Genomic DNA, 21,191 nt, shown 5'->3' with positions numbered 1-21,191 from the left:
GTTCCTCCAAACGGTTTACTATGCATGGCGGTTTGTTTGCGATAAAATAAACCCTAGTAATTTACTCGGGTATTAAAAAGAGGTTCTCATGATTAAGATTTCAGAATCAGCACAAACACATTTTCGTGAGTTGTTGGGTCAACAGCCTGAGGGCACTAATATTCGCGTATTCGTTGTCAATCCTGGTATGGCTAACGCTGAGTGCGGCGTGTCCTATTGCCCGGCGGACTCCGTCGAAAGCAGCGATACCCGTCTTTCTTTTGATGGTTTTGATGCCGTGGTGGATGCGCAGAGCGCGCCTTTCCTTGAAGATGCAGAAATTGATTTCATTGAACAGGACCTGGGATCGCAGCTTACGCTGAAGGCTCCTAACGCCAAAGCACGTAAAGTAGCCGACGATGCAGAGTTGATTGAACGTGTTGAATATATGATTCAGGCGGAAATAAATCCTCAGCTTGCCAGCCACGGCGGACAGGTCATGGTGACTGAAATCACCGACGACGGTTTCGCCATTCTACAATTCGGTGGCGGTTGCAATGGTTGTTCAATGGTTGATGTTACTTTAAAAGAAGGCATTGAGAAGCAACTACTGGAAGAGTTTCCAGATGAGCTGAAAGGCGTAAGAGATGTTACTGAACATAGTCGCGGTGAGCACTCTTACTACTAAGTTGTTAGTTAAAAAGTTGTTATATAATTCAAGGGGTGTGTGATCCTGATCAGATAGTACCCACGTAGTTAACTTTGCCAAACTAACTATGTGAATGAGGTAATTATCATGATCAGAACCACACAAATCTTAACGCTGTCCGCGCTCTCTTTAGCACTTGCAGCCTGCAACAGCAGCAGTAGTGAGCCAACTCCAACTCCAACTCCAACACCAACGCCGCCATCTGGTAGCGCTGAGCTGCGTATTCATCACGCGGCTTCTGATGCCCCGGATGTTAACGTAAATGCGAATGGTGAGCTATTAGCTGGCCTTGAAGGCGTTAGCTATCAGATGTCTTCACCTGTTCTGGACGTCGAACCAGCGTCTTATGATGTCACGGTCGATGGTATTTTGCCAGGCGGTGAGGTGACCACTGTCATTAATGCGGAAGGTCTCGAACTGGAAGACCAGACTCGGTACGACGTCTTTGCCCTTGGTTTACTGGGGGTAGAAGGGACCTACGAGTTTGGTCCTCACATCATTGCGAATGACTTTAGTGCCATAGGCGATGGCAATGCGCGTCTGCAGGTAGTCCATGGTGTTCCAGCTGATGTCACAGTAGATGTGTACCTGACTGAATACGATGCTGATATCTCTGCAGAAGCAGCAGCTTACACGCTCGGCTATAAAGACGACTCCGGCCAGTTTGAAGTCGCCGGTGGTGATAACTATCAGGTTACGCTGACGGCGGCAGGTGACAGCGAGGCAGTACTTTTTCGCTCACCGGAGCTAAGTTTACCAGCGGGTGCCGATCTTGTCGTCATCGCTACGCCAAATACCGGCGCGAATAGCGATGAAGCACCTATTGCATTAGTGCTGGCTGATGGCGAAGGCGCAAGCGTTGTTTACTCAACCACTACGGGCGGTGATATCCGTATAGTGCATGCCATTTCAGATGCCCCCGCTGTTGATGTACATGCTAATGAAATCACGGCAGAACCGGCGGTGGCAGCACTAGCCTTTCCCGACTTTACCGATTATCTGAATCTTGGGGCTGCGGATTACGAAGCTTTTGTAACGGCATCCGGTGCTACAGATGCAGTATTAAATGCCGGGTTCAACCTGCAGGATGGTGACGTATTCAGCGTACTGGCGGTAGGGTTGCTTGACGAAAATACACCTGCGAGTCTGTTTCTGGCTGCAGAAGATAATCGTCGCGTAGCCACTGAAGCCCGCGTGCGTATTTTCCATGCGTCACCTATGGCTGGTGAAGTTGATATCTATGTAACTGCAACAGACGACATTACGGATGAAGATCCTGCTTTCCCTGGTGTTGATTTTGATGCTGAGGAAATTCAGTCTACCGGTAATGTGGCGCTGGCTGCCGGTACCTATTTTGTAACAGTGACTGCTGCCGGTACACAGGATGCTGCTATAGGTCCGTTAGAGCTTGAGTTATCAGCTGGCGGTCTTTACACCGCTATCGCTCGTGATCCTATGGGTACCGAAGTAGCTCCAGGCCTTATTTTACTGGACGACTTTGTGACTATTGAATAATTGTTGTGCTCTTCAAGGCCACCTGCGGGTGGCTTTTTTATTCCAGTTGCAACATGCCCCGTTTTTTAATCAGCCAGGCCTGAGCCAACCCGCGGCTGACCATAAAAACACTGAGTGCAAACCATAAGCCGTGATTCTGCCAGGCCTGAGTCAGCCACCAGGCCGGTAAAAAGCCAAATGCAGCGGCCATGAGCATGCTGTCGCGCATGGCCTTGCTATGCGACAAACCAATATAAACGCCATCGAAAAAGTAGCTCCAGTGCGCCAGTAAGGGCAGCGCGATAAGCCAGGGCAAGTAAAGGCCTGCACTTTCGATAACTTCAGGAATGTTCGTAATGAGACCAATAATATTGAGACCAAAAAAATAAAATAACAGGCTGTAAATTAGCGCAAAGATGGCTGACCAGAATAAAGTTAACCAAAACCAGTGACGTAGCCTGTCGCGGCGATTTTGTCCTTTGGCCTGGCCCAGTAACGCCTCAGTCGCATAAGCGATGCCGTCAAGCCCAAGGGAAATGAGCATAAGGAATTGCATGAGTACCGCATTGGCCGCTACGGTAACCTGCCCGTAATAGGAGGCATAAGCTGTCATCATGGCCATGCACAGTTGCAGCACTATGGAACGTATTAAAATGTCCTGATTGAGGCTGAATAACTGTTTGCATTCCTGCCAGCGGGCACGGGGCCATTGACCCAGCTTCATCTGCAAGCTGCGAGTAACTATTACCACACCGGCGATGGCGGTCACCCATTCGGCCGTTACAGAAGCCCAGGCGGCTCCGGCGACGTTCATGCCCAAACCAATAATGAGAATGACATCAAGCATGACATTGACCAGGTTTGCCAGAATAACCAGGGACATCGCGCTTTTACTTTGCTGGCGGCCAAGGAGTACTCCGAGTACCACCAGGTTGGTAAGCGCTGCGGGGGCGCCCCATAAACGAATACTAATGTAGCTATTGGTGAGAGTCTGCAAGGCTTGATCGCCACTGACCAGTTGCCATAGCGCCCACAACAGAAGTGGTTGCATGAGCAGACATAAAAGGCCTAGTGCCAGAGCAAATAGTAGCCCGTGTACAAAATGACGCTGCTGCGCTGGCACGTCCTGAGCACCATATGACTGCGCCACAACGCCGGTCGTCGACATGCGCAAAAAGACAGCTAGCAGGTAAATGAAGTTAATAGCCATAGCGCCTAGTGCGACCGCACTCAGGTAGATAGCATCGGGTAAATGGCCTATGATGGCGGTATCTACCAGCCCCAGCATGGGGGCGGCGATATTAGAAATGATCATCGGCAGGGCAATAGCAAAGACTTTACGATGGTCGGCAACTGAATAGTGACTCAAGAGGAATACCTATGTTTCGTTGGTTAATAACGGCGGTCGTGGCGACTACAATGCTATTTGTCAGCCCCCTGGTGAAGGCAGAAGCTGAACCCAGTGTATCCATTTTAATGTATCATCATGTCAGTGACAGCACACCACGTTCTACCAGTGTCAATGAAGAAGAATTACGTGAACACCTGCAATACTTAAAAGATAATGATTTCAACGTTATCGACATTCGTGACGCTATTGCCGGGGTAAAAGGCGAGCAGGAATTACCTGATAAAGCGGTAGTACTGACTTTTGATGATGCATATCAGAATATATTTACCAACGGCCATCCTATTCTAATGGAATTTGAAGTGCCCTATACATTGTTTGTAACCACAGACCCGGTGGGTAACACTCCAGGGCGTTATATGAGTTGGGATCAAATCCGTCAAATGCATGAAGACGGTGTCACTATTGCAAATCACACTACAGACCACGCGCATATGCCACGACGCCAGGAAGGAGAAAGCGAAACGGACTGGCGCCAGCGTTCAGCCGAAAATATATTGCAGGCAGAACAAAAAATATTGGATGAAGTCGGAGTAAGTTATCAGCTGTTTGCTTATCCATATGGTGAATATGATAACGAATTAGCTGAACTGGTGGAGGAGCTGGGTTTTACCGGTTTTGGACAGCATTCAGGTGGCTTCGGCCCGACCACTGATATGCGGGCGATCCCACGTTTTGCAGCTGCTGGTATGTATGCCAACCTGGATACCTTAGGAACTAAGATGGCTGCCTTGTCATTTCCTATTGAAGAAATTGAATATGAGGATACTCTGCTGGCGCATGATAAAGCCCGGCCTGTTTTAGAGGTTGCTTTTGAAGTACGCGACTTTAATCCCAGTCAGGTAAATTGCTTCATTCGTGGTCAGCCTGGTGAGGTAGAATGGATTACTGAGAACCGGATGCGGTTGCAGGCCGAGGAAGATCTCAACTATGGCCGCTCACGTTACAACTGCACCGCACCGAGCATTAGTAAGTCTGGTCGGTTCTATTGGTTCTCGATGCAGTGGATACGGCCACGTGAGGATGGCAGCTGGCCTGGTTAATTATTCCAGGTAGCTGACAATACGATTAAAATCATTAATCAGTAACTGTGGATTCACAGTAGGGATCATTCCAGGTTCGTGACTGGCACGAAATACCGCCTGCTGATGCCCATCTGGATTAATGAGTATCAAAGCAGCGCTGTGATTTACCAGATAATTGGTCTCATCCTCGTCTGGAATGCTGTACATCAGACCCAGATTACGCACAAAGGGGAAAAGCTCTTTGTGCTCTGCGGTCACACCAAAAAAGTCTTCTCCAAAGAATTCTACGTAATTACGTAAACGCGGAATATCGTCACGTTGCGGATCTACCGAAACCATCCAGACTCTGACTGGCGTATTAGTAGTCGCCGTAAGCTGAGACCAGCGCTGTTTCAGCTGAGCCATGGTAGTCGGGCAGATATCCGGGCAAAAAGTATAACCTGTAAACAGAATGGTCCATTGTCCTTCCAGGTCACTATTAGTCACTTCATTACCTTCAGTGCCTTGCAGTACAAAAGGCTCAATAGTTCGGGGCGACGAATACAGCAAGCTGGTCTCAAGTTCAGGTGGTGAGTCGTCATTCATGAGCTGGTAACTGACCACGCCAACTACGGCAACGATTGCGAGAACAATAGGAAATAAAAGCTTTTGCATCATGAGAATATGTAGTGATCCACGAGTAGAAGAATGAACAGTCCCATTAAGTACCAGATTGAATACTTAAACATGTTGTATGCAGTCATCTTATTGGGCGCAAACTTGAGCTTCCATGCATAAGCCAGGAAACCAATATTAAGTGCACTCACACCTGCTAAATAGATAAGGCCAGACATGCCAATCAGATAGGGCAGGATGCAAACCACTGTCAATAATACGGTATAAAGCAGAATGCAGGTTTTGGTGAAATCTATGCCGTGAGTAACGGGTAGCATAGGAACTTCCGCTTTGGCATAGTCTTTCGCCCGGTGTACCGCCAGCGCCCAGAAGTGAGGTGGCGTCCAGGTAAAGATGATCATGACTAGCAACACTGCATTAGCGTGAATTTCACCGGTTACTGCAGTCCAGCCTAATAAAGGGGGCGCAGCACCAGCAATACCGCCGATCACTATATTCTGTGGTGTTGCCCGTTTCAGGTACATCGTATAAACAACCGCATAACCGACCAGGCTGGCTAATGTCAGCATAGCAGTCAGACGATTCACAAAAAGCTCCAGCAGCAGGTAACCAAGAAGGCCCATGACCGTTGCAAAGATGATTACTTTTTTCGGCGATAATGCACCTGTAGGTAGTGGCCGACGTAAAGTTCGTGCCATTTTTGCATCAATGTGACGATCTACCAGATGATTAACCGCGGCTGCTGATCCAGCCATCAGGCCGATACCAGTAATGGCTGGCAGCATAATCTGCCAATCTACCCAGCCAGTGGTGGCCAGGCACATACCTACTACCGCGGTAAGTAATAATAAGGCCACTACTCTTGGCTTGGTCAGCTCAAGATACTCACGCCAGCTGGCGCGACGTTCCTGAGAGCGGGCTATTGCTTGTTGTGTCATAAATACTTCTCCCCCCTGGTCATGCTTTACGGGCTAAATTGTAGTTTAGCCCGACTAATGAGAGTAGCAACAGGGCGCCTACGGCGTTGTGAGCAACCGCTACTGAAAGCGGTAAACTAAATACTACATTACTGACTCCAAGGGCCAATTGCACCACTAACAGAAGGGTGATGGCAAGAGTCAGGCGACGGAAATAACTGGATACTGCGTGTTTCCATAATTTAAACAATAGAAAGCCAACAACCAAGGTAGTTACGATAGCGCCCAGACGGTGGAACACATGCATGGTCATGCGCTCATCGTATGGGTGTACGCCAAATTCATAGGTATCAGCCTCGGGCAAACTAAAGGCACCACTAATATTCAGGTTACTGGCCCAGTTTCCTTCGCATATCGGAAGTTCGGTACAGGCCAGTGCAGCATAGTTAGCAGCCACCCAGCCGCCCAGAGCAATCTGAGCAACTACAACCAATAAGCTGACCATGGCTAGCGTTCTGAACCGTCGTAATCCCTGCTCGCCTCCCGAAATTTGGTAGGGCGTTTCTCTTAAGTACAACAGGTAAAGCAATGAGAAGGTCGTGAAGCCGCCTAGCAAGTGAGCCATTACTATCGCTGGCTGCAGCATCATTGTAACCGTCCACATGCCGAGCAAGGCCTGAAATATAATGAGCCCAAGCAAAGCTACAGGAAGTTTCAGCGGTTTAGAGGTTACCTCCCGGCGTCTGCGAATGGCAATGATCGCAATCGCTAGTACGAGCAGCCCAAGTGTACCCGCAGCATAACGATGAATCATTTCATTCCAGGCTTTCTGAGTATCCAGGGGTGCGTCGGGGAAAGCTTGTTCAGCTACCGCACGGCCTGATTCGCTTTGCGGAACACTTAGAAAACCGTAGCACCCTGGCCAGTCTGGACAACCGAGCCCGGCGTCCGTTAAGCGGGTGAAAGCACCCAGTACAATAACGATAAAGCAGAAAACCAGAGAAAACTTTGTGAGCCTGCGCATAATCAGTTTCCTATCCAACACGAGACATTTTTAATAATTTTTTTAAGTCGTCGAGCATGTCACGACCTTGCTGAATGGCCTGCTCGCGGTCCTGACTAACTACATAATACATAACAACGAAACCATTAGGGTCAATTATGAACATGCTGCTCGGTTCAATTTCTGCTAATTGCTGATGAGCGTTAGTTAGTGTCAGATACTGCATTTGGCTATCGGGCGACAGTTCCGGCAAATTACTTACTTCTTCTTGTTGCTGAATTGCGACGGGCGTGACTCGACTACGTTCGCGACCTAATGCAAGATGCGTCTGGTTGATAACGTAGAGGCTATTCTCACAGACCAGATCGCAATTTTCTGTCATGGCAAAAGCCAGGCGCCAGGTATCAGGTAGTTGCTCATTATCCTGTTGGCTGAGTTCTACCGGGGGATCTACTAATTCACCTTTGTTGGTCACGCCAGGGTTGTACCAGCCCATATCCAGAATGATTTTGGCACCAACAAGGGGAATAGCAAAACACAAAAATATGCCAATAAACAGCCGTCTGTTTTTACGACGTTGCACTAATTGTTCAGGGCTGAGTTCTTTTGTTGCTTTCATTGTGGGTACTTCTCCTTGGCTTTGGATTTAACCCGGCTGGCAACGAGGAAAATGACCAGCGCGGCAATTGCCAGGCCAAACCATTGTACTGCGTAGGCGTAGTGGCGGTGGGGCTCCATCACGACAACAGGCCAGTCACGGGGAAATCCAAAATCTGCTTCTTCATCCAGCAGCACACTAAAGTCTGTCAGTGGTAATTGCAGATGTTGTTTTAGTTTCTCGAGCTCAAGGTACTGAACCCGCATTGGTAGTTCGTCGGAAAATGCTTGTTCGCCAAGCAAAAAAGGTTTCTCTGCAGGCACATGGACTCTGCCTTCTATCTCTACTTCACCTGCTGGTAAACTAACCTCAGGTAAAGTCTGGCGGCTGCCCTCAATAGATACCCATCCGAGGTTTACGGGTAACAGAAAAGGGTCAATAGCTTCGCTCTCCAAAAGTGCTACTACGTGATATCCCACGCGGCCATTGAAGGTCTGATTATCTACCAGGAAATACTGATTCTCGCGAAAGGAGCCGCGTGCACGAACAACCTCATCGGTACGCATATTTGATGAGTAAATAGTATCTGGGTTTAGTCGCTGAGCCTCGGATTCCACGCCAATCGCATGATTATCAATGATAGACTGCTTTTCCTGGCCACGATCAATTTGCCAGAAGCCCAGCTTGACCATGATAGCAATTGCAAGCAAAGTAATAAGCAAAGCGCCGGGATGAAGTCGAAGTCGACCTACACGAAGGACGGGCATGATAATAACTCTGGAGAATAAATTTTGTTTAACATCATTTTAAAACTGCTACTCGCCGCATTACTGCTGTATGTCATTTTTAACTTATTCAAAGGACTGTTCACTATGATCAAAGGCGATCCGGAGCAGCCCCCGATGTCATTTTATATAGGTCGTCGTTTAGTCTTTTCCGTGCTGGCTATTGTCATTATTTTGCTTGCCCTGGCAACCGGAATTATAACGCCAAATCCGCGCCCCTACTGAGGTAGAGGCGCGTTTTAGTTAGATAATATAAACAAAGAAGAACAACAGTACCCAAACCACGTCGACGAAGTGCCAGTACCAGACACTCGCTTCGAAGGCGAACTGATTATTCTTACTGAAATGTCCCTTCATGACCCTGGCGAGCATCACAATTAACATGATGGCTCCCAGGGTTACGTGCATACCGTGAAAACCAGTCAGCAGGAAGAAGGTATTACCATAGATACCGGATTGCAGAGTCAGCCCCAGATCCCGATAAGCATGCACGTACTCGTACATTTGGAACCCCAGGAATATAAGACCCAGCGCAATAGTAATCGCTAACCATGTGGTTAATGATTTACGCTTATCTTTTTCCAGACCAACATGAGCAAAATGCAGAGTAACGGAAGACGTTATCAGAATCATAGTGTTCATTAGTGGCAGGCCCCAGCCCATAGCCTGGGTTTCAGTGCCATCAGGTGTAGTAGTCAGCGGCCAGATAGCTTCAAAAGCAGGCCATAAGACTTCACCCGTCATAGCATTATTGCTCGCACCGCCAAGCCATGGCACTGCAATCATGCGTGCGTAAAAGAGGGCACCAAAGAAAGCCATAAAGAACATAACTTCGGAGAAAATAAACCAGCTCATACCCTGTCGATAAGAACGGCTCATTTGCGCACTGTACAGACCTTGCTGGGATTCGCGAATCTGATCACGAAACCAGCCAGTCAGCATAATGAGTAATACTACGATACCTGCCAGTAGCACCCAGTGACCAAAACCAGATTCCTGGTTCGACCATTCAATTGTGTAATGTGCTGCCCCATAAGCGATAAGACCCAGAGCAACGGCTCCTACAATGGGCCATATACTTTGGTCTGGGACATAATACTTTTCGTGTTCCACGTTCTCGTTTTTCATTTTTTTTATTCCTCACTCAGAAGTGTCGACAACGACACGTCCTTTGGCAGCGGCTTCTGTCATGTCATACATCATGTATGACAGGGTGAAGGTGCGAATATGGTTGGGAATATCCGGGTCAATATAAAACTGCATAGGCATGACCGCCGTGTCACCTGCCGCCAGGGGCTGGTTCTGGAAGCAAAAACACTCAGTTTTAAGCAAGTAAGGTGCAGCCTCACCCGGTGAAACAGAAGGTAGCGCCTGGCCCGTCATATCACGGCCGGTGCGATTCTTAGCTGTAAAATTCACAACCTTAGTTTCGCCCGGATGCAACTGGATACGGCGCATTTCTGATTCAAATTCCCAGGGTAGACCACGGTTCACACGCGTATGGAATTCCACTGTTACTAAGCGACTGGTGTCTATAACGCTACCATCGCTTGCTGCTGCCGCTGTATTGGTAGTGCGCCCGTTGAAACCGGTTACTTCGCAAAACTTCTCATACAGGGGCACCAGCGCAAAACCAAAGGCGAACATGAGTACCACTGAGGCTAGCAGTCGGGTAATGACCCGGCTGTTATCTGGCTTCTGCTGTTGTTGTTCGCGCATAAGGATTACCTCTTACTTAATCTGTGGTGGTGTATCAAAAGTATGGTACGGAGCCGGTGAAGGCACTTCCCATTCCAGACCTTCAGCACCTTCCCATGGTTTAGCCGGTGCAGGTTCGCCTTTCTTCATGCAGCATTTCACCACAACAGCAAGGAAGATCAGCTGTGAGAAACCAAACAGGAAGGCGCCAACACTGACCACTGCGTTTATATCCGCAAACTGTAGCGCATAATCAGGGATACGGCGTGGCATGCCTGCTAAACCTACAAAGTGCATAGGGAAGAACAGGATATTGACCGAAATCACCGAGCACCAGAAGTGCAGTTTCGCCAGGCCTTCATCGAACATAACCCCAGACCATTTGGGCAACCAATAATAGGCAGCCGCCATGATAGAGAAGACTGCGCCACTGACTAATACATAGTGGAAATGGGCCACTACGAAATAAGTATCATGATACTGGTAATCAACCGGTGTAATAGCCAGCATAATGCCGGAGAAACCACCGATGGTGAACAGTATTACGAAAGCCAGTGCGAAGAGCATAGGTGCTTCAAAGGTCATGGACCCCCGCCACATAGTGCTCACCCAGTTAAAGATCTTAACCCCGGTAGGCACTGCAATCAGCATGGTCATATACATAAAGAACAGGGATGCGAACACTGGCATACCCGTGGTAAACATGTGGTGTGCCCAGACCAGGAATGACAGCCCTGCTATGGCCGCTGTTGCATACACCATAGAGGCATAACCAAACAGAGGCTTACGGGCAAAGGCTGGGATAATAGCGGATACAATACCAAACGAAGGCAGTATCATAATATAGACTTCAGGGTGCCCGAAGAACCAGAATAAATGCTGGAAAAGTACGGGATCACCCCCGCCCGCCGCGTCAAAGAAGCTGGTCGCAAAGTACTTATCCGTTAACACCATGGTCACCACACCGGCCAATACTGGCATTACTGCAATAAGCAGGAAGGCGGTAATGAACCAGGTCCACACGAACAGCGGCATTTTCATGTAACTCATGCCAGGTGCACGCATATTCATAATGGTCACGATAACGTTAATCGCCCCCATGATGGATGATATGCCCATGATATGAATGGCAAATACGAACAGAGCGGTAGAGTCTGTACTGTAAGTGGTGGAGAGCGGTGCATAGAAGGTCCAGCCGAATGCGGGTCCCCCTCCAGGCATGAACATCGACGACAGCAGAATAATGAACGCAAACGGGAGTATCCAGAAGCTCCAGTTATTCATACGCGGCAACGCCATATCTGGCGCGCCTATCATCATAGGTATCATCCAGTTTGCCAGCCCGGTAAAGGCAGGCATAACAGCACCGAAGACCATGATAAGACCATGCATAGTGGTCATTTGGTTAAAGAAATGAGGATCTACAATCTGCATCCCCGGCTGAAATAGTTCGGCGCGAATAACCAGCGCCATGGTACCGCCCACTAAAAACATCAGGAAACTAAAGAGCAGGTAAAGTGTACCTATGTCTTTATGGTTGGTGGTGAATAACCAACGTTTAATGCCTGTGGGCTTATGGTCATGATGGTCATCATGATCATGATCAGGATGTGTATCAACTACTGTGCTCATGGCCATCTCCCTTATTGGTTACCCTGAATGAAATTATGTATATCGGCTGCCTGCACCGTATCACCGGTGTCATTATCCCAGGCATTACGCTCATAGGTAATAACAGCAGCAAGTTCGCGCATAGTCAGCTGGTTACGATAGGCCTGCATGGCAGTGCCGGATGCACCATTAACCACTATATCTATATGGTCTTCGATTCCATCAGGGTCTACGGACATGCCTTCGCCAGCAAGCGCAGGGAATACACCCGGCACACCTTGTCCGTTCGGCTGGTGACAGGCTGCACACTGAGCGGTGTAAACATTTTCACCCATGCTCATGAGCTCATCCATACTCATTTCCATATCCAGTAAGCGTTCTTCTTCGGCTCTGGCTTCAGCCTGACGAGTTTCCTCGTTAGCTATCCATTCGTCGAAATCATCGGGCTCCATGGCGATAACAACTACAGGCATGAAAGCGTGGTCACGACCACAAAGTTCAGCACACTGACCGCGGTAAATTCCAGGCTCATCAACGATGGTCCAGGCTTCGTTTATATAACCGGGATTAGCGTCTTTTTTAATGGCAAACTCAGGCACCCACCAGGAGTGAATAACGTCGTCGGAAGTTATCAGGAAGCGGACTTTACGGTCTGTAGGTATAACTAACGGCCGGTCGACTTCTAACAGGTAATTTTCACCTTTTTCCAAGTTTCCATATATCTGATCTCGCATAGTAGCCAGGCTACTGCGATATTGAACATCATGTTCAAAATACTCGTAGTTCCAACGCCACTGTGAACCTGTGATAAGGACCGTCATGTCAGAATCGGAAGTATCTTCCATGTCGATCAGGACCCGGGTGGCAGGCACCGCCATAGTGATTAGAATCAGAAAGGGAATAATGGTCCAGGCGATTTCCACCTTCACGTTGTCGTGGAATTTTGCTGGCACCTGACCACGCGACTTGCGGTGGCGGATCATGGACCAGAACATGGCCGCAAATACAACAACCCCGATAGCCACACAGACATAGAATACGAACATGTGCAGGTTATACACTGTATTACTAATATCTGTAGCGCCGCGCGGAAGGTTAATCTGCAGGCTTTCTGCGTATGCAGCAGGCATTGTTAGCATCGCTAAAACTGCCGCCAGGACGCGGTAAAGTCTCGATTTCACTCGACATCTCCTCTTATTCTTTTGTTGTCAGCCTTTGGGGAAAGGCGGCAACGCCAGAACAAAGAGATCAGCAAGAACAGGAACAGCTCTTCCCCTGAATCGCAATTCTCGCCTAACCCTTTGTTATATTTTAGTTATTACCTGCGTAGCAGGTGTTTATTTTTTATTGGTGATACAGGCTTTATTCATTTCAACCGAGTACAACGATGTAGCTTAGTTAAAACTTTAGTTTATTACGCTTTAATCTGTATCAAAATAACACCAAAATTGTTAATAAAAAAGGGGCTGTAGTTAACAGCCCCTTGGGATAGCCATAAAAGGCTAGTGGAGTGGAGTTGGGGAATCGTTACCGGTAAAGAGAAAAGTGCTGGCCTGGCTGACTCTCGCGGCCAGCGACGCACGCTGTAAATTGCGACCCTTACACTGGCCCAACCAGGCAATCACAAGCTCACTATTATCAATAAGCATAGCCTGTTCGGCGGCCCAGACTGCGGTATCTTCATCACGAGTCCGGATCCAGCGTATTCGGTGCCTGGAAATGCCGGCGGTTTCTAGCTGCTGTAGGAAGGCTTTACTAGTTAACTGAGTAGGTGTGCCAATAATAGTTACCCACTTGTCAGAGGCTTTTGGCAGCGTACTGATAGTACGTAGCATCTGCTGCAGCTTTTCCTGTTCAGGATGCCAGTTTATCTGTGTAGTTATTTGCGTTGTATGCTCATCTGACCAAAGGCCTGGATGACTGATGCGACGACTATTATTAATAATGTGGCTCATAACCAAGCTCCATTTCTTATTACACCAACGGCTAACCCTTCGATGGTCAGTGGTTGTGAAGTTAAATCAATATGGATAGTAGAAAATTCATCATTTTCCGGGTGTAACATGACATTGCTGCCGTGGCGTTCGAAGCGCTTGACTGTCACGTCATCTTCAATGCGGGCGACAACGACCTGACCATTGCGAGCCTGGGTGGTTTTATGTACCGCCAGTAAATCACCATCCAGAATGCCAATTTTTTGCATGCTCATGCCATTTACCCGTAGCAGGAAATCCGCTTGAGGCTGAAACAGATGCTGGTCAACCTGGTAATGACTTTCTATATGCTGCAGCGCCAGGATAGGCTCACCGGCTGCGACTTGTCCGATTAAAGGTAGTCCGGGCTGTTCCGGTTCTTCTACTTCTTCCTGTAAGAGGCGAATACCACGAGACATGCCGGGCATCATTTCAATAACCCCTTTTCTGGCCAGAGCCTTAAGGTGCTCTTCCGCAGAATTGGCGGAACGAAAACCTAGCCGTTTGGCAATTTCAGCCCGGGTAGGTGGCATACCGGTCGCCTCAATATTTGTCTTAATAAGGTCCAGTATTTCTGCTTGTCGTGGTGTTAAAGGTCGCATCTGAGTTACCTGTTTTTCTATACAGTATGCTGTGAGTATATACAGTATTTCAACCAGTGCAAATATTTCTGTTACTTTTTTGTGATGTTACCGGTTTGCGACAAATTTTCTGTGGAATGGTATGCTGTAACACATTGCAGGATGCCAGTGGGGCCTCCCTTTGCTGACTTTGTGTGGACAGTTATGAGCATGAAACATTTGTTGTTTTCAATATTTAAATGGCCAGTACGCTGGCTTACCCAGTTTGAAGCTATTCGTGATGAAGATGAAGCGACGCCTTCCGCAGCCGATCATCTGGTTTATGTCATGCGCTCCCCGAGCTTCACTGATTTGGTGGTTGCCCAAAAGGCAACTCGCCGGCTAGGTTTGCCGGATCCTACGGAGCCTCTGCAGATAGGTGACAAGACCTTTCCCCGGGTGCTTTATATTGAAGATCCTCGCGGGCGTCTGAAGTACGATTATGGGCAACCGTTTCAGGAGTTGCTGGAATTACATCAGCAGCAACCTGAGTGCAACGTTGTCATGCATCCAATTGCTCTTTTCTGGGGACGAAATGCCGGGCGGGAAGAGCCTGCAGGTGCACTTACTGCCGATATTGAAGTACCTAATTTGTGGAAGCGTTTTATGTTATTGCTGTTTGCAGGCCGTAACATCATGGTACGTATCAGCCGTCCAGTGAGCCTGCGTACAATGGCTGACAGGCATGCCAGCGATACTAATTTAGGTGCTAAGCTGGCACGGGTTGCCCGCACCCATTTTAGCCGTTTACGACACGCCGTGGCGGGACCTAAGTTGTGGAGCAGGGATGAGATGATCCGTTCCTTGCTGCGCACTCCTGTTATGCGCCAGGCGATTGCTGATGAGGTGAAAAGCAAAAAAGTTAGCGAAGCGAAAGCCGAACAGCGGGCTAAAACTTACCTGGAAGAAATTGCTGCGGATTACCGCGAGGGCCTGGTGCGTTTTGGTGATCGGGTAATGACCTGGTTGTGGAACCGTTTGTATAACGGTATTGACGTGCGCCATGGTGAAACGGTACGCAAGCTCGCACAGGACGGGCATGAAATCATTTATGTACCTTGTCATCGCAGCCATATGGATTACCTGCTACTCAGTTATGTTATTTATAAGGAAGGTTTGGTACCGCCACATATAGCTGCCGGAGTGAATCTGAACTTCTGGCCCGCTGGCCCGATATTCCGCCGCGGTGGCGCTTTTTTTATTCGCCGCAGTTTTCGTGGCAATAAATTGTACTCCATTGCTTTTCGCGAATATCTGGGACGCCTGTTCCAGAAAGGTTATTCAGTTGAGTACTTTATGGAGGGTGGGCGCAGTCGTACGGGACGCCTGTTGGCACCCAAAACAGGCATGTTAGCTATGACTTTCCAGGGACAGCTGCGCGGCATTAGCCGACCCATAAGCCTTGTACCTGTGTATATCGGTTACGAGCATGTCATGGAAGTGAGTACTTACCATAAAGAGTTGCGTGGTAATAACAAAAAGAAGGAATCGGTTTTCCAGGTGTTTGGAATCCTGCGTAAACTGCGTAATTTTGGCCATGGTTACGTTACTTTTGGCAAACCGGTGCGCTTGGATGAGTACCTGGATGAACACCAGCCAGATTGGAGGGACTCCAGCACCCGAGGACTGGAGGAGCCAGCAAAACCAAGTTGGATGACGCCGCGAGTGAATCAGCTGGCTGATAAACTCATGCGCCATATTAATGATGGAGCTGTGGTCAATAGCGTAAATTTAAGCGGACTTTGCCTGCTCTGTTCCGAAAACCGTTCATTAACTAAAGAAGAGCTAATACGGCAGTTTGATGGTTACCTGCAGTTATTAAGCGAAGTGCCTTACAGTAGTTTTGCAGTGGCACCCGAGGTTACAGGTGAAGAACTCTGGAAACAGGCCACTAAAATGAATAAGTTTGAGGTACATAGTGACGCTGTGGGCGACGTTGCTACCTTATTGCCTGAACAGGCCATTTCGTTGACGTATTATCGCAACAATATCCTGCATTTATTTGCAGTGCCTGCGTTAGTAGCTATATACAGCCTTGCTCATCAACGCTTTCAAAGTAGTGATGCAGCCACATTTATTGCTAGATTAATACCTATGTTAAGGGCTGAGCTGTATCTGAGTCAGGATGTTGAAGACGTGCCTGTATGGACCGCCGCTATCTGTGAGCAATTGCATGAACAGGGTTGGTTACAGTATGACGGCGAGCAGTACAGTGTCCCGGCACATGACAGTAGTGGTTATTTTCAATTGCGCCTGCTGGCGAACAGCATTAATGAGACTTTGATCCGCTACGGCATAGTGCTGGAATTATTGCAGCAATCAGGATCGCTTTCTCGTACGGACCTGGAAAAACACAGCGAACTGCTGGCTGAACGTCTGGGTTCCATGCACGGTATAGATGCTCCTGAGTTTTTTGATAAGCGTATTTTCAGTACCTTAGTCAATGTCCTCAAACAGCAGGGATATATCGTGGTGGCCGAAAGCGGCGAATATTGTTCTGATCAGCGCGTTGCGCTATTGAGTGATGAAATAGATTCTTTGTTACCCAGCTCCATAGTGCAAACTATCCGCCAGTCTGTGCAAAAGTTATTGGGAAGCCATTAGGCTTCCCAGGTTACAGGATGCTGCCTAACCAGGGCACGTCCGGTAACCAGAAGTGCAATGCCAGGCCAATGGCAATGGCCATGCCCACGTAATGATTCTGTTTAAAAGCCCGCAGACACTGGTCAGCCTGACGACCGCTAATCATCCACAGCTGCCAGGCAAACATGGTGGCGGCTATAGCGAGCGCAATCCAGTAATAAGGAGCCGCGTGCAGCATCCAGCCAGCTATGGACAGCAGTAATAAGGTAAGCAGTTGTAAAACAGCAATGGCCAGAATGTCGAAACGGGCAAAGAGTATAGCGCTGGACTTAATTCCGGCGCGTAAGTCGTCTTCGCGATCTGCCATAGCGTATTCTGTGTCGTAGGCGACCGTCCAAAGCAAATTTGCCGCGAACAGCACCCAGGCAATTAAGGGTAATCGGCCCTCAACAGCTGCGAATGCCATTGGAATTGCCATGCTAAAGGCAGCGCCCAAAAACAATTGCGGCAAGTAAGTAAAGCGTTTTGCAAAAGGATAAAAAGCGGCCAGCACGACAGCTATGACGCTTAGGCCGATAGTTAACGTATTCAGAGTAAGTACAAGCAAAAAGGCAAGTAGCACTAAACCCGCAAAAAGGATTAGGGCTTCGGCTGCTGTTACCGCACCAGTAGCTAGCGGCCGTTGTTGAGTACGCCGGACTTTGCCATCAATCTTACGATCGGCAAAATCGTTGATAACACAGCCTGCAGAACGCATCAGAAAAACACCAGCCGCAAAGATAGCGACCATACGTAACGAAGGGTCTCCGGCACCAGCAACGAGCAGCGCCCAGAAAGTAGGCCAGGCCAATAACCAGGTACCAACGGGTTTATCCATACGCATCAGCTTGTGATAATGGTGTAGACGGCTCATGCAGGCTCCTTATAACAGGGTGCGGATGATAAAAATACTTCAGTGACCAGGACCGGGTTGTCAGTTATCTCAAATTTACGGCGGCGTCCCCAAAGAGCCTGCCGTGAACCAAGTAACTCCTCATTGAACGATGCCATATTACTTTGCGCTGAAAATTGAGTCACCGCAATAGGCCCATGAGTGACATCAGAGCGACTAAACAAGGCCTCGCCAAGCGGTTGATTGCCGATCGAGTTCAGCGCATTCAGGCTCGCGTCATCAGCGTTTGGAATCACACTTCGCGCAAATACTACGGGTAATCCTGCGCTTCTTAAAATAACTTCCCGCACCTGACAAGGCACATCTTTCTCAAGTAAGGCGACTTCATCATGGTAGATACGGCCGTTCGCATGACGCAAAACCTCAACCTCGAAATCAGGGTTAAGTGCTTTTAGTTTGGCGGTTAGTGAACCAGAATCAAAAAGCCAGTTAGCCAATGTGTCAGGAATCGTTTTAGGCCTTAAGAAATCCCAGCGGCTGCCGCTAAAAAGAGTATCGGAAACCATAAATTTGTTTAAGATTAAATGATAGACGCATGATAACAGAAGTTGCAGACTAGGCGCAGTTGTTGCTGTAAAAGTCGACTTACATATAATCAACTAACAGAGGGTTAAGTAATGGATGCAGGGGTAATGAAATGAGAAAGTACGTAAAGGGCGCATTAATTACAGTTATGCTTTGGATTCTCACTGCATCGGTGCATGCACAAAGCGAACAGCGCCAAGTTTATTTCGCTTTTGAACCTGATATTACAACTAACTTTGTGAAGTTAGATGACACTCGTCATCTTGGTTATGTGCGAATTTCTGTTCAGGCAGTAGTGGGGAGTGTCAACGACCTGCAGTTATTAGAGCATCACGCTCCGTTATTACGGGACGCCTTTATTGAGATCTTCGGCGAGGCTCAGGAAGGCAAGGTCCGCTCCTTAACTGGGCGAGATGAAATTCGCCGCGATTGCTTGAGTAGAGCGCAGGAGCTAATGGAACAGGAAACTGGTAGAGAAGTGATTGAAAACCTTATTTTCACCAACTATCTCTACCAGTAACCTTAACTTGATTTTTCTCGTAAACGATATAAAGCACCCAGTAGCGAACCACTGATCAAGCCCATTAAATGCGCTTCGTTGGCGACATTAACCCAGAGTAAATCAGTGTAACCAAGCAACAACCAAGCCACCATAAACACAATCAATGCTGGTGGCAGACTTAATGAGGTGGGGCGGCGCCAGCTATACAAGGTACAAAATCCCAGTAACCCGTACACTACGCCAGACATACCGCCAAATAGCGGCCCACTGGTATACCATTGCAGTAGGTTGGAACTTATCGCGGTCACAAGGAAAATCAGCGCCAAATGACCGGCTCCCAGGCGCAGTTCGATACGGCCCCCGAGATACCACCACCAGAATAAATTAAATACCAGGTGAGTCGCTGAAAGATGAATAAATGCTGGGGTAACCAGACGCCAGGGTTCGCTAAGTGATAACTGCATGCTATGCAGCGGTGTGATCATTAAGCTGCCCATCACTGCCTGCGGCGAAAAGACGAGCTGAGCAGCGGCCACTGCCAGCGTCATCAAGAATATCGCAAATGTGAGCAGGCCAGCTTGTTGGCTCAGGCTGCGCAGGGTTGGGCCAAACATGGACTGTTGATGCGATGGCTGAGCCACCTGATGATCCGCTGGTAAATCGTCAAAGTCGCGCAGCAGGTTGAGCGCTGTCTCCTGGTAGTTGTCCTGTAACAACCAAAGCTCAAGTTGTCCGGAGCGCTCGGAAACGCTGACTGGAATGCCATGACGTAACAGATACTGTCGGGCATTTGCCATGTGTTCGGGGTCCGGGTGCGTCAACAGCAATTTCATCCGCGGGCAACCTGATCAGGTTGATGTTGCTGCCAGGCTGTAAAACCACCGTCCAGACTGTAAACCTCAGAAAACCCCTGTTCAATCAGGTAGCGGGCAGCGCCCTGGCTGCTGATGCCATGATAACAAACGACAATAAGCGGTTTTTTGGTATCTTTTTCTAATACAAACTGGTGCAAATTGGCGTCCGTCAGATGAAAAGCGCCAGGCATGTGTCCTAGAGCAAAAGACTGCGGGTCGCGAATATCGGCTATGGTTGCATCCTGCGCGGCGATAAGCTGCCGCGCGTTAGCAATAGAGATACGCTCGAAGTCAGTCATCTCAGGCTTCCCAGTCGAGAACGACTTTACCGGACTTACCAGAACGCATGATGTCGAAACCTTTTTGGAAATCATCGACAGGCATGTTGTGGGTAATCATAGGGCTCAAGTCGAGACCCGACTGAATGAGCGCAGCCATTTTATACCAGGTTTCAAACATTTCGCGGCCATAGATGCCTTTAATGACCAAACCTTTAAAAATGACCTGATTCCAGTCAATCGCCATATCGCCCGGCGGAATACCCAATAGTGCAACTTTGCCGCCGTGGTTCATAGCGGTGAGCATGTCGTTGAAAGCAACCGCGACACCAGACATTTCCATACCGACATCGAAACCTTCATGCATGCCCAGCTCGTTCATGACATCCAGCAGGTTTTCTTCTTTAGAGTTGACGACCCGGGTAGCTCCCATTTTTTTAGCTAGCTGCAAGCGGAAGTCGTTAATATCAGTGATCACAATGTGTCGTGCACCCGCATGTTTAGCTACCGCTGCGGCCATCATGCCAATAGGCCCTGCACCGGTAATCAGCACGTCCTCACCGACCAGGTCGAAAGAAAGGGCAGTATGCACAGCGTTACCAAAAGGATCGAAAATAGCGGCCATGTCATCGCTGACTTCGTCCGGTATTTTAAAGGCGTTAATAGAAGGAATAGACAGGTATTCGGCAAAAGCGCCAGGGCGGTTTACGCCTACGCCTGTCGTATTGCGGCATAAATGGCGACGTCCGGCCCGGCAATTGCGGCAATGGCCGCAGGTAATGTGGCCTTCGCCGGATACCCGGTCACCAATTTCAAAGCCTTGTACACCGGCGCCCATATCAGCTACTACGCCGACATATTCGTGGCCCACGGTCATGCCAACGGGAACTGTGTTTTGTGACCACTCGTCCCAGTTGTATATATGCACATCGGTGCCGCAGATCGCGGTTTTCTTAATTTTGATCAGCAAGTCGTTATGGCCGATTTCAGGCTTTTCTGACTCGCTCATCCAGATGCCTTCTTCGGCTTTGAGCTTAGCTAATACTTTCATTCGTTACTCCT

23 protein-coding genes are annotated in these 21,191 nt (G+C 48.5%); 6 read left to right on the top strand and 17 right to left on the bottom strand.

What is annotated here, in order from left to right:
- Positions 1–88 precede the first annotated feature (88 nt).
- Positions 89–667, top strand: coding sequence for a Fe-S biogenesis protein NfuA (gene nfuA / locus CWE09_RS08850; RefSeq protein ID WP_126803602.1), 579 nt, complete (start codon positions 89–91; stop codon positions 665–667).
- A 108-nt stretch (positions 668–775) separates the two neighbouring features.
- Positions 776–2,203, top strand: a complete 1,428-nt coding sequence (locus CWE09_RS08845) for a DUF4397 domain-containing protein (protein ID WP_126803601.1) — start codon at positions 776–778, stop codon at positions 2,201–2,203.
- A gap of 37 nt (positions 2,204–2,240) precedes the next feature.
- Here CWE09_RS08845 and CWE09_RS08840 read toward each other — a convergent pair whose 3' ends face one another.
- Positions 2,241–3,551 (bottom strand): MATE family efflux transporter, encoded by a 1,311-nt coding sequence (locus CWE09_RS08840; RefSeq protein ID WP_241974325.1) that lies wholly within the window; start codon positions 3,549–3,551, stop codon positions 2,241–2,243.
- Positions 3,552–3,562: 11 nt separating this feature from the next.
- On the opposite strand from CWE09_RS08840, the gene CWE09_RS08835 reads away from it, so the two are divergent.
- Entirely contained in the window at positions 3,563–4,633 is a 1,071-nt protein-coding gene (locus CWE09_RS08835; RefSeq protein WP_126803600.1) for a polysaccharide deacetylase family protein, read from the top strand.
- Here the strand turns inward: CWE09_RS08835 and CWE09_RS08830 are convergent, their stop codons facing one another.
- The 5 genes from CWE09_RS08830 to CWE09_RS08810 are packed head-to-tail and all read right to left on the bottom strand — an operon-like array spanning position 4,634 to position 8,515.
- On the bottom strand, positions 4,634–5,272 hold the full coding sequence (locus tag CWE09_RS08830; protein WP_241974324.1) for an SCO family protein: 639 nt from the start codon (positions 5,270–5,272) through the stop codon (positions 4,634–4,636).
- Complete coding sequence (gene cyoE / locus CWE09_RS08825; protein WP_126803599.1) at positions 5,269–6,168, bottom strand: heme o synthase; 900 nt, start codon at positions 6,166–6,168, stop codon at positions 5,269–5,271. Before cyoE ends, CWE09_RS08830 begins: the two co-directional genes overlap by 4 nt.
- 19 nt (positions 6,169–6,187) lie before the next feature.
- Positions 6,188–7,171 carry a COX15/CtaA family protein gene (locus CWE09_RS08820; RefSeq protein WP_126803598.1) on the bottom strand — a complete coding sequence of 328 codons (984 nt, stop codon included), beginning with the start codon at positions 7,169–7,171 and terminating at the stop codon, positions 6,188–6,190.
- Positions 7,172–7,181: 10 nt separating this feature from the next.
- Entirely contained in the window at positions 7,182–7,769 is a 588-nt protein-coding gene (locus tag CWE09_RS08815) for a hypothetical protein (RefSeq protein WP_126803597.1), read from the bottom strand.
- The gene (locus tag CWE09_RS08810; protein WP_126803596.1) at positions 7,766–8,515 is read right to left on the bottom strand and encodes an SURF1 family protein; all 750 of its coding nucleotides are present in this window, start codon (positions 8,513–8,515) and stop codon (positions 7,766–7,768) included. The genes CWE09_RS08815 and CWE09_RS08810 overlap by 4 nt, the downstream gene beginning before the upstream one ends.
- A 33-nt stretch (positions 8,516–8,548) precedes the next feature.
- Between CWE09_RS08810 and CWE09_RS08805 the strand changes: the two genes are divergently transcribed.
- Positions 8,549–8,758 carry a DUF2909 domain-containing protein gene (locus CWE09_RS08805; protein ID WP_126803950.1) on the top strand — a complete coding sequence of 70 codons (210 nt, stop codon included), beginning with the start codon at positions 8,549–8,551 and terminating at the stop codon, positions 8,756–8,758.
- Between the two features lie 18 nt (positions 8,759–8,776).
- On the opposite strand, the gene CWE09_RS08800 is transcribed toward CWE09_RS08805, so the two are convergent.
- The 6 genes from CWE09_RS08800 to lexA form a co-directional block, all read right to left on the bottom strand.
- A complete protein-coding gene (locus CWE09_RS08800; RefSeq protein WP_126803595.1) occupies positions 8,777–9,661 on the bottom strand; it encodes a cytochrome c oxidase subunit 3 in 885 nt (294 codons plus the stop codon).
- A 12-nt stretch (positions 9,662–9,673) separates the two neighbouring features.
- The gene (locus CWE09_RS08795) at positions 9,674–10,252 is read right to left on the bottom strand and encodes a cytochrome c oxidase assembly protein (protein ID WP_126803594.1); all 579 of its coding nucleotides are present in this window, start codon (positions 10,250–10,252) and stop codon (positions 9,674–9,676) included.
- Positions 10,253–10,264: 12 nt separating this feature from the next.
- Complete coding sequence (ctaD, locus tag CWE09_RS08790) at positions 10,265–11,863, bottom strand: cytochrome c oxidase subunit I (protein WP_126803593.1); 1,599 nt, start codon at positions 11,861–11,863, stop codon at positions 10,265–10,267.
- A gap of 11 nt (positions 11,864–11,874) precedes the next feature.
- Positions 11,875–12,981: a cytochrome c oxidase subunit II gene (gene coxB, locus CWE09_RS08785; RefSeq protein ID WP_126803949.1), complete on the bottom strand. Its 1,107-nt coding sequence runs from the start codon at positions 12,979–12,981 to the stop codon at positions 11,875–11,877.
- Between the two features lie 363 nt (positions 12,982–13,344).
- Complete coding sequence (locus CWE09_RS08780) at positions 13,345–13,797, bottom strand: hypothetical protein (RefSeq protein WP_126803592.1); 453 nt, start codon at positions 13,795–13,797, stop codon at positions 13,345–13,347.
- Complete coding sequence (lexA, locus tag CWE09_RS08775) at positions 13,794–14,417, bottom strand: transcriptional repressor LexA (protein WP_126803591.1); 624 nt, start codon at positions 14,415–14,417, stop codon at positions 13,794–13,796. Before lexA ends, CWE09_RS08780 begins: the two co-directional genes overlap by 4 nt.
- Positions 14,418–14,600: 183 nt before the next feature.
- Between lexA and plsB the strand changes: the two genes are divergently transcribed.
- Positions 14,601–17,039, top strand: coding sequence for a glycerol-3-phosphate 1-O-acyltransferase PlsB (plsB, locus tag CWE09_RS08770; RefSeq protein ID WP_126803590.1), 2,439 nt, complete (start codon positions 14,601–14,603; stop codon positions 17,037–17,039).
- Between the two features lie 10 nt (positions 17,040–17,049).
- On the opposite strand, the gene ubiA is transcribed toward plsB, so the two are convergent.
- Positions 17,050–17,931 carry a 4-hydroxybenzoate octaprenyltransferase gene (gene ubiA, locus CWE09_RS08765; protein ID WP_126803589.1) on the bottom strand — a complete coding sequence of 294 codons (882 nt, stop codon included), beginning with the start codon at positions 17,929–17,931 and terminating at the stop codon, positions 17,050–17,052.
- Positions 17,928–18,407 (bottom strand): chorismate--pyruvate lyase family protein, encoded by a 480-nt coding sequence (locus CWE09_RS08760; protein WP_157982841.1) that lies wholly within the window; start codon positions 18,405–18,407, stop codon positions 17,928–17,930. Before CWE09_RS08760 ends, ubiA begins: the two co-directional genes overlap by 4 nt.
- A gap of 200 nt (positions 18,408–18,607) precedes the next feature.
- Between CWE09_RS08760 and CWE09_RS08755 the strand changes: the two genes are divergently transcribed.
- Positions 18,608–19,015 (top strand): flagellar basal body-associated protein FliL, encoded by a 408-nt coding sequence (locus CWE09_RS08755; RefSeq protein ID WP_126803587.1) that lies wholly within the window; start codon positions 18,608–18,610, stop codon positions 19,013–19,015.
- A 2-nt stretch (positions 19,016–19,017) separates the two neighbouring features.
- On the opposite strand, the gene CWE09_RS08750 is transcribed toward CWE09_RS08755, so the two are convergent.
- The 3 genes from CWE09_RS08750 to tdh are packed head-to-tail and all read right to left on the bottom strand — an operon-like array spanning position 19,018 to position 21,180.
- Complete coding sequence (locus CWE09_RS08750) at positions 19,018–19,830, bottom strand: rhomboid family intramembrane serine protease (RefSeq protein ID WP_126803586.1); 813 nt, start codon at positions 19,828–19,830, stop codon at positions 19,018–19,020.
- The gene (glpE, locus tag CWE09_RS08745) at positions 19,827–20,150 is read right to left on the bottom strand and encodes a thiosulfate sulfurtransferase GlpE (protein ID WP_126803585.1); all 324 of its coding nucleotides are present in this window, start codon (positions 20,148–20,150) and stop codon (positions 19,827–19,829) included. The genes CWE09_RS08750 and glpE overlap by 4 nt, the downstream gene beginning before the upstream one ends.
- A 1-nt stretch (position 20,151) precedes the next feature.
- A complete protein-coding gene (gene tdh / locus CWE09_RS08740; protein WP_126803584.1) occupies positions 20,152–21,180 on the bottom strand; it encodes an L-threonine 3-dehydrogenase in 1,029 nt (342 codons plus the stop codon).
- Between the last annotated feature and the right edge of the window lie 11 nt (positions 21,181–21,191).

It is taken from the genome of Aliidiomarina minuta (assembly GCF_003987145.1).
GTDB lineage: Bacteria > Pseudomonadota > Gammaproteobacteria > Enterobacterales > Alteromonadaceae > Aliidiomarina > Aliidiomarina minuta.
The sequence above is the reverse complement of the archived record's forward strand: the minus strand, read 5'-3'. Positions and strand labels throughout refer to the sequence as shown.

Excerpts from the sequence above, each read along its gene's own strand:
- CWE09_RS08750 (WP_126803586.1), bottom strand. The coding sequence starts at position 19,830 with ATGAAATTGCTGTTGACGCACCCGGACCCCGAACACATGGCAAATGCC.
- CWE09_RS08820 (WP_126803598.1), bottom strand. The coding sequence starts at position 7,171 with ATGCGCAGGCTCACAAAGTTTTCTCTGGTTTTCTGCTTTATCGTTATT.
- CWE09_RS08810 (WP_126803596.1), bottom strand. The coding sequence starts at position 8,515 with ATGCCCGTCCTTCGTGTAGGTCGACTTCGACTTCATCCCGGCGCTTTG.
- CWE09_RS08835 (WP_126803600.1), top strand. The coding sequence starts at position 3,563 with ATGTTTCGTTGGTTAATAACGGCGGTCGTGGCGACTACAATGCTATTT.
- CWE09_RS08795 (WP_126803594.1), bottom strand. The coding sequence starts at position 10,252 with ATGCGCGAACAACAACAGCAGAAGCCAGATAACAGCCGGGTCATTACC.
- ctaD (WP_126803593.1), bottom strand. The coding sequence starts at position 11,863 with ATGAGCACAGTAGTTGATACACATCCTGATCATGATCATGATGACCAT.
- ubiA (WP_126803589.1), bottom strand. The coding sequence starts at position 17,931 with ATGAGCCGTCTACACCATTATCACAAGCTGATGCGTATGGATAAACCC.
- lexA (WP_126803591.1), bottom strand. The coding sequence starts at position 14,417 with ATGCGACCTTTAACACCACGACAAGCAGAAATACTGGACCTTATTAAG.
- CWE09_RS08830 (WP_241974324.1), bottom strand. The coding sequence starts at position 5,272 with ATGATGCAAAAGCTTTTATTTCCTATTGTTCTCGCAATCGTTGCCGTA.
- glpE (WP_126803585.1), bottom strand. The coding sequence starts at position 20,150 with ATGACTGACTTCGAGCGTATCTCTATTGCTAACGCGCGGCAGCTTATC.
- CWE09_RS08845 (WP_126803601.1), top strand. The coding sequence starts at position 776 with ATGATCAGAACCACACAAATCTTAACGCTGTCCGCGCTCTCTTTAGCA.
- CWE09_RS08780 (WP_126803592.1), bottom strand. The coding sequence starts at position 13,797 with ATGAGCCACATTATTAATAATAGTCGTCGCATCAGTCATCCAGGCCTT.
- cyoE (WP_126803599.1), bottom strand. The coding sequence starts at position 6,168 with ATGACACAACAAGCAATAGCCCGCTCTCAGGAACGTCGCGCCAGCTGG.
- CWE09_RS08800 (WP_126803595.1), bottom strand. The coding sequence starts at position 9,661 with ATGAAAAACGAGAACGTGGAACACGAAAAGTATTATGTCCCAGACCAA.
- coxB (WP_126803949.1), bottom strand. The coding sequence starts at position 12,981 with ATGCTAACAATGCCTGCTGCATACGCAGAAAGCCTGCAGATTAACCTT.
- tdh (WP_126803584.1), bottom strand. The coding sequence starts at position 21,180 with ATGAAAGTATTAGCTAAGCTCAAAGCCGAAGAAGGCATCTGGATGAGC.
- CWE09_RS08815 (WP_126803597.1), bottom strand. The coding sequence starts at position 7,769 with ATGAAAGCAACAAAAGAACTCAGCCCTGAACAATTAGTGCAACGTCGT.
- CWE09_RS08755 (WP_126803587.1), top strand. The coding sequence starts at position 18,608 with ATGAGAAAGTACGTAAAGGGCGCATTAATTACAGTTATGCTTTGGATT.
- plsB (WP_126803590.1), top strand. The coding sequence starts at position 14,601 with ATGAGCATGAAACATTTGTTGTTTTCAATATTTAAATGGCCAGTACGC.
- nfuA (WP_126803602.1), top strand. The coding sequence starts at position 89 with ATGATTAAGATTTCAGAATCAGCACAAACACATTTTCGTGAGTTGTTG.